7 protein-coding genes are annotated in these 7,205 nt (G+C 73.2%); 4 read left to right on the forward strand and 3 right to left on the reverse strand.

What is annotated here, in order from left to right:
* Together ACVNF4_RS29710 and ACVNF4_RS29715 are read left to right on the forward strand one after the other, a co-directional pair.
* On the forward strand, positions 1-1,216 hold a 1,216-nt coding region (locus ACVNF4_RS29710; RefSeq protein WP_461805975.1), incomplete at its 5' end, for a hypothetical protein.
* A 211-nt stretch (positions 1,217-1,427) separates the two neighbouring features.
* Positions 1,428-1,961, forward strand: a complete 534-nt coding sequence (locus tag ACVNF4_RS29715; RefSeq protein ID WP_461805976.1) for a DoxX family protein — start codon at positions 1,428-1,430, stop codon at positions 1,959-1,961.
* Between the two features lie 156 nt (positions 1,962-2,117).
* Here ACVNF4_RS29715 and ACVNF4_RS29720 read toward each other — a convergent pair whose 3' ends face one another.
* Positions 2,118-2,456, reverse strand: coding sequence for a hypothetical protein (locus ACVNF4_RS29720; protein ID WP_461805977.1), 339 nt, complete (start codon positions 2,454-2,456; stop codon positions 2,118-2,120).
* A complete protein-coding gene (locus ACVNF4_RS29725; RefSeq protein WP_461805978.1) occupies positions 2,443-3,867 on the reverse strand; it encodes a PspC domain-containing protein in 1,425 nt (474 codons plus the stop codon). The genes ACVNF4_RS29720 and ACVNF4_RS29725 overlap by 14 nt, the downstream gene beginning before the upstream one ends.
* A gap of 178 nt (positions 3,868-4,045) precedes the next feature.
* Between ACVNF4_RS29725 and ACVNF4_RS29730 the strand changes: the two genes are divergently transcribed.
* Positions 4,046-5,335 carry a PspC domain-containing protein gene (locus ACVNF4_RS29730; protein WP_461805979.1) on the forward strand — a complete coding sequence of 430 codons (1,290 nt, stop codon included), beginning with the start codon at positions 4,046-4,048 and terminating at the stop codon, positions 5,333-5,335.
* Positions 5,335-6,093, forward strand: a complete 759-nt coding sequence (locus ACVNF4_RS29735; protein ID WP_461805980.1) for a LuxR C-terminal-related transcriptional regulator — start codon at positions 5,335-5,337, stop codon at positions 6,091-6,093. Before ACVNF4_RS29730 ends, ACVNF4_RS29735 begins: the two co-directional genes overlap by 1 nt.
* Before the next feature lie 77 nt (positions 6,094-6,170).
* On the opposite strand, the gene ACVNF4_RS29740 is transcribed toward ACVNF4_RS29735, so the two are convergent.
* Positions 6,171-7,205, reverse strand: a 1,035-nt coding sequence (locus tag ACVNF4_RS29740; protein WP_461805981.1) for a C40 family peptidase, incomplete at its 5' end; no start/stop codon positions are given.

Raw genomic sequence — 7,205 nt, forward strand, 5'->3', positions numbered from 1 at the left:
CGGCGGGTGTCCGCACGGGGCCCGGGAGGGGCATCGGCGGGCCGTCGCCGCGTTCCTGGTCAAGCGGGACGGGTTCGCCGCGGGTGAGGGGGTGCCGGCGGCCGTCGCGCACTCCGCGTTCGCCTCCCGGCAGTGGGTCTCCGAGGAGCTGACCCAGTCCGCCGGGGACGTCGCCGAGCGGGGGCGGGCCGAGGGGGAGGCGTGGCTCGCCGGGCTGTGGCGGTGGACCGTCGTCCCGGTGTGGGCGGGGGTCGTCGTCCTGCTGCTCGGTCAGGCGCTGACCGCTGTCGGCTCCGGGTGGAGCACCGCCCGGACGGCCGGGCTGCTGGCCGCCGTGGTCGTGGGGTGCGCGCTGAGCGCCGCGTCCTGGTTCCACCGGGCGCGGGGCGGGGCGCTCGCGCCGGTCATCGGGGAGGACAACCGGCTCTCCACCTCCCGTGTCGTGGCCGGGAGCTGGGTGCTGGTCGTCGCGTACTCCGTGCTCGTCCTCGTCGGGGAGCTGGCCGCCGCGTCCGGTTCCGGCGAGCGGGACGCGCTGCTCGACGGGCTCGAACTCGCCCGGGGCGCCGGGGTGGTGACCGTGCTCGCCGTCGTCTGCGGGATCGCCGTGCTGGTGCGGCGAGTTGTGGGGGTGCGGGTGCTGGGGCAGCGCCTTCAGAAGGTGCGGGCGCACCGGCCGCGCGCCGCCGACCTGTTGACCGACGACTCCGGGCGGGGCGCGTTCGCCGACATCCAGTACGTCGTGATCAGCGGGGTCGCCCTGGTGTTCACCCTCGTACGGCTCGGCCGGCGGCCCGATCAACTCCCCGATCTTCCCTGGGGACTTGCCCTGGTCGTGCTGGTCTCGGCCGGGACCTATCTCGCCGGGAAGTACGCCGAGGGCGGGCGGCCGGTGATCCTCTCCGTGGTGCGCTCGCGGGAGGCCGGGGACCTCGACGGGCCCATCCGCTCCGGGGACGACATCGAGATCCGGGGGGCCGGGTTCGTGCCGCCGGGGGCGCAAGGGGCCGATCGGCTGGCCCGGATGGTCGTCCGGGTGGGGGCCGTGCACGTGCAGGTGCCGCTGGTGCCGGTCGTCGGGGGGTTCAGCAATCCGACGGACGCGGTGCTGACCGTGCCGGTGCCGGCGGAGGTGGAGCCGGGGAAGGTGGAGGTGCAGGTGGTGACGGCCGCGGGGGTGGAGACGGGGCGGTATGAGATCGAGGTGGGGGAGTAGGGGCGGCGGTGTGAGGGCCTCGGCTGGTGCCGGGGTGCCGGGGTGCCGGGGTGCCGGGGTGCCGGGGTGCCGGGCGGCAGCGGGTCGGCGCCGGTGACCGTTGGCTGTCGCTTTGCTGTCAGTCAGGGGCGGTGGTGAGCGGGACGCGGGTCCCGTCCGTATCGTCTGGTGAGGGGTTCACAGCGAGGTGGACGAGAGGTGGCGGACTGCAATGGCTCATGGGATGCGCACGGACACCTATCCTTCCGCGGTCGGCGGCGGGCGGAACTGGCGTGACATGGCGACGCGGTACGCGCTCGTGCCGCTGCGGGTGTTCCTCGGGGTGACCTTCGTCTATGCCGGGCTGGACAAGCTGACCGACAGCGCGTTCATGAAGGACTCGGGCCCCGGGTCCGTCGGGGACACCATGCGGGCCGTGAAGGACTCCTCGGCGATTCCCGCGCTGGTGGATCTGGCGCTGAAGAGCCCCGTCGGGTTCGGATACGCGATCGCGCTCGGTGAACTGGCCGTCGGGATCGGGGCGTTGCTGGGGCTGCTGACACGGCTCGCCGCCCTCGGCGGGCTGCTCATCTCGCTGAGCCTGTGGCTGACGGTGAGCTGGGCGTCCGACCCGTATTACTACGGCAATGATCTGCCGTACATGATGGCCTGGCTGCCGTTCGTGCTGGGCGGGGCGTCGGTGCTGTCGGTCGATGCGGTGCTGAGGGAGAGGCGGCGCAAGGACGGGGGGCTCGGGGCGCTGTAGGGCGGACCTGAGGTCGGTGGTGTGGGGGCAGGCTCCGTTCGGTCGGGGCGGGCCCCCTTTTCTCTTGCCCTCGGGGCCGGCCTCTTTTCGCGTGACTGGTGCCGGGAGGGGTGAGGCCGGTGGGGTGCCGGGGTCCGAGGACGCGGGGTGCTCGGGTCAGGGTTCCTTTCTGTCCCAGGGCGCGGTCCGGGGCGTGGACTCGGGGGCCGGAGTCGAGGTGGGTGTCGACGCAGGCGGCGCGGTGGGTGGCGCGGTGGACGTCGGTGCAGGCGTCGGGTTCGCGGCGCCGCCGCTCGCGCGGGACCGGCGTCTGCGGACCGAGCGGGCCGTCGCCCCCGCTGTGCCGGCCAGGGCGAGGCCGATCAGGACGACAGGGACGGCGGCGAACCACGGGGTCTCCCAGAGGCCGCCCGCGTCGCCCGCGTAGATCACGCCGGCCAGGGCGAAGAAGAGGCCCGCGACGAGGCGGCCGGGGCGGAACTCATGACGCGGCACGGGTCACCTCCGCCTGGCCGACGCCCACGTGGACGGAGAGGTCGAGGGTGCCGGCCGGGGTGGTGCCGGCGGCGGGGGTGAGGGTGACTTCCTTGTGGCGTCCCGGCTCCACGTCCACGTCCTTCTTGTTCTCGCCCGGCAGTCGGATGTCTCCCAGGCCCACATCGACACTCAGGCGCACGGTGAGGCCCTGAGGGACGATCACGCGCAGTTGGCCCATGCCGACGCTGATGTCCGTACCGGCGCCGGTCGTCTTCGTGAGGTCGAGGGCGGTGAGGTCCAGGGTGCCCTTGCCCGTGCCCAGGTCGTAGGAGGGCAGGAGCTGCGTCGAGGTGGTGGGTTTCCACGTCGTGTCGAGCCACTGGGTGGTGATGTTCTTCGGGACGGTCGTCGTCGCCGCGAGGAGGCCTGCGGTGACCAGGGCCAGGAAGAACGAGCCCGCGCCCGTGCGGCCCAGGAGGGAGCTGACGGCGATGCCGAGGCCGAGGACGATCAGGGTGGCCGAGAGGCCGGCCTGGAGGCTCGTCCCCAGCGGGTGGTCGTCCCAGGTGAGGCGGGTGGTCAGGGCGCCCGCTCCGAGGGAGAGGAGGAAGAGCCAGCCGCCGATCCAGCGGGGGAGGCGGGCGGCGGGCCGGCGCGGGGCGTGGAAGTGGTGCGGCTGGTGGTGGCCGGGGTGCTGGTGGCGCGGGTGCTGGTGGCGGTGGCCCGAGAGGTCGACCGTCGTGAACCTGCCGAGGTCGGGGGTGCCGGAGTCGCCCGGACCCCACAGGTAGCCCGTACCCCCGACGTGGGTGCCGTCCTTGACGATCGGGTCGCGCCACCAGGACGGGAACGTCACTGTCATCGGCGGGGCCTTCGGCTCCGGCGGTGCGTCGGCGGCGGCCTGCGCGGTCAGGGGGGCCGTCTCGGAGGTGTCGCGGTTGCGGGACCAGTAGCCGGCGCCCGCGAGGAGGAGGGAGAGGACCGCGGCGAACATGAGGACGTCGCCGTTCCTCAGCATCGACAGGAAGATCCCGCAGCCGACCAGGGCGAACAGCACGGCGGCCAGGGCATGGCCGTCGACCCGGCCGGTGAGGAGCCTGCGCACCTCGTTCTCCTCGTCGTCCTCGTAGGGGACGAAGAGCCAGACGAAGCCGTAGAGGATGAGGCCGATGCCGCCCGTCGCGGACAGGACGGCCAGCGTGATGCGGAAGATCACCGGGTCCATGTCGCACTGGCGGCCCAGCCCCGCGCACACGCCCGCGATCATCTTGTGCTCGCGGTCCCGGCGGAAGGGGAGGGCGCCGGGCTCGGGCTGCTCCGCCGTCGCCGTCGCTCCCTGGGCCTTCTTTCCGCGCAGGCCCGGGTCCGCGTCGGAGGGGCCCCTCGGCTCGTCCGACGCGGAGTCCGCGGCGTGCTCGTGATCTGCCATGCCTCCATGGTGGCGGGTCCAGGCCCCTCGTGGGAGCCGGAACGACCCTGGTCCGACCCTGATATCGGCCCTGAGGGGAGACCAGGGGACCGTTCGACTCCTGAGGGTGCCGGGATCAGGGGAGTCTCGGGGGCGAACCCTGATGTCAAGGCCGCCCGGCCGTGGAAACATCGTCGGCATGCCGGAAGCCGCAGCAGCACCCCTCGTCGAACCGCGGCCTTCGCGCAAGCTCTACCGCAGCAGCGACGGTCGCTGGCTGGGCGGAGTGGCGCGAGGGCTCGCCGGGCATCTCGGGCTGCCCGTGATCTGGGTCCGGCTCGTGTTCGTCGGCCTGTTCATGGGCGAGGGCCTCGGCGCCCTCCTCTACGCGGCGTTCTGGTTCTTCGTCCCGCTCGGCGTCGGAGGTGTCGCCGGCCAGCGCCCGCCGTCCCTGGTGACCACGGAGACCGGTCCTGACGGCCGCCGCAAGCTCGTCGCCCGCAAGCCCGACAAGGGTCAGCTTCTCGCCCTGCTCCTCATGGTCGTCCTGGCCATGGTGTTCGTCGGCAGCGTCGATGTCGGCAGTGGCGCCAGTGTGTACTTCCTGCCGATCGTCCTGGTCGGCGCCGGGGTCGCCCTCGTCTGGCGGCAGGCCGACAACTCCCGCCGGGCCCGCTGGGTCGAGGTGGGCCGCCGTCGGCGCACGCTGACGCTGGTGCGCACACTCGGCGGTGTCCTCCTCGTCACCGCCGGTGTCTCCGGTGTCTTCGTCCTCCAGGGCTCCGCGGCCCACCTCGGGTCGGTCCTCCAGGCGGCCCTCGCCGTCCTCGTGGGGATCACCTTGCTCGCCGGCCCGTACCTCGTCCGGATGACGCAGGACCTCTCCGAGGAGCGCCTCATGCGCATCCGCGCCCAGGAGCGTGCCGAGGTCGCGGCCCACGTCCACGACTCGGTGCTCCACACCCTGACGCTGATCCAGCGCAACGCGGAGAACGCCTCGGAGGTGCGCAGGCTCGCCCGCGCGCAGGAACGCGATCTGCGCACCTGGCTCTACAACCCTGAGGGCACCGGCAAGGACGAGGAGGACGAACCCGCCACGGTCGCCGACGCGGTCCGCCGCAACGCCGCCGAGGTGGAGGACAAGCACGGGGTGCCGATAGAGGTGGTGATCGTCGGCGACTGCGAGCTGGACGAGAGGACGTCCGCGCAGATGCAGGCCGCGCGCGAGGCGATGGTCAACGCCGCCAAGTACGGTGGCGAGGGAGGGGCCGTCCAGGTCTATGCCGAGGTCGAGGGGAAGACGGTGTTCGTGTCCGTCAGGGACCGCGGACCCGGTTTCGACCCCGACTCGATACCCGCCGACCGCATGGGCGTCAGAGAATCGATCATCGGGCGCATGGAGCGCAACGGCGGCACGGCGCGGGTGCGGGCCGTGCCCGGCGGCGGGACGGAAGTCGAGCTGGAGATGGAGAGGGTGGACAAGACGTGATGAGCGAGTCGACAGAAGAGACCGGGGCGACCGAGGTGACGGGGGCCGGGGAGACGGGGGCCGGGGAGACACCCCCGGGTGGTGGCTCCGGCGGGGAGCGGCGGGTGCGTGTGGTGCTCGTCGACGACCACCGGATGTTCCGGACGGGCGTCCAGGCCGAGATCGGGCGTACGGACGAGACGGGGGTGGAGGTCGTCGGGGAGGCGGCGGACGTCGACCAGGCGGTCACCGTCATCACGGCGACGCGCCCCGAGGTGGTCCTCCTGGACGTCCACCTGCCCGGGGGCGGCGGCGTCGAAGTCCTGCGCCGGTGCGCCGACATGGCGAGCGACACCGAGCGGCCGGTGCGGTTCCTCGCACTGTCCGTGTCGGACGCTGCGGAGGATGTCATCGGGGTGATCCGGGGCGGTGCGCGCGGGTACGTCACCAAGACGATCACCGGGACCGATCTGGTGGCCTCCATCTTCCGGGTGCAGGAGGGAGACGCGGTCTTCTCCCCGAGGCTCGCCGGCTTCGTCCTCGACGCCTTCGCCTCCACCGACGCGCCCCCGGTCGACGAGGACCTCGACCGCCTCACTCAGCGCGAGCGGGAGGTGCTGCGGCTCATCGCGCGCGGGTACGCGTACAAGGAGATCGCCAAGCAGCTCTACATCTCCGTCAAGACCGTCGAGTCCCATGTCTCGGCGGTCCTGCGGAAGTTGCAGCTCTCGAACCGGCATGAGCTGACACGGTGGGCGACGGCTCGTCGGCTGGTGTGAGGGGCGGGCCTGCCGGCTCGGGTGGTGAACTCGCGGCGCTCGTCGGGGAGTCGGCCGCTCCGGTGGCACCGTTTCCCTCACGACACCCGGGTCGCCCCCGCGAACGGCATCTCGTCGATGGGGGCGATACGGACGGGGGCGGAGGGGTTGGGGGCGTGGATCATCTTGCCGTCGCCGATGTAGAGGCCGACGTGGCTGATGCCGGAGTAGAAGAAGACCAGGTCGCCGGGGAGGAGCTGGGAGCGGGAGACGCGCCGGCCGGCGCCGATCTGGGCGTAGGTGGTGCGGGGGAGGGAGAGCCCGGCGGAGCGGTACGCGGCCTGGACGAGACCGGAGCAGTCGAAGGCGTCGGGCCCGGTCGCGCCCCACACGTAGGGGCTGCCGAGTTTGGAGTAGGCGTAGGCGACGGCGGCGCCCGCGCGGGAGTCGGGGGCCTGGGCGGCGGCCGAGGGGTCGGGCAGGGCGGTACGGGCGCTGCGGGAGGCGCGCTGGGCCGGGGCACCGGCGCCGGTCGTCGAGGTGTCTCCGAGGACCTGTCGCCGTTCCTGCTCCGAGAGTTGGGCGAGCAGGCGGCGGGCCGTACCGAGCTTCGCGGTGACGGTCTCCTTCTTGCGGCGCAGTTCGGCCCGGCGGGCGGCGAGGGAGTCGAGTTCGACGCGCGCGGCGCCGCGCAGCCGTTCGACCTCGGCGAGCCGGCGTCGTACACGGGAGACGGCGGCGGACTGGCGGGCGTCCGCGCGTTCGGCGAAGGCGGCGCCGTCCAGGTAGTGGTCGGGGTCGGAGGAGAGGGCGAGCTGGACGGTGGGGGCGAGGGTGCCGTCGCGGTACTGGGCGGCGGCGAGTGAACCCAGTTTGTCGCGCTCGGAGTTGAGTTCGGCCTCCTGCCGGGCCGCCTCGTCCCGCAGGGAGTCCAGGCGCCGCTCGGCCTTCTGGGCCTTCTCCTGGGCGCCGTTGTACTGCTCGGTGGCCACCTCGGCCTCCCGGTACAGCTTGTCCACCTTCGCCTTCACCTGGGCCGCCGTCGGCGCCGGCGCGGCCTGTCCGGTCCCGTCGAAGGCCGTCGCGGTCGCCGCGTCCGCGAGAGCGAGGGTCGCCGCGGTGCGGGCGGTGTG

It is taken from the genome of Streptomyces sp. S6 (assembly GCF_054880855.1).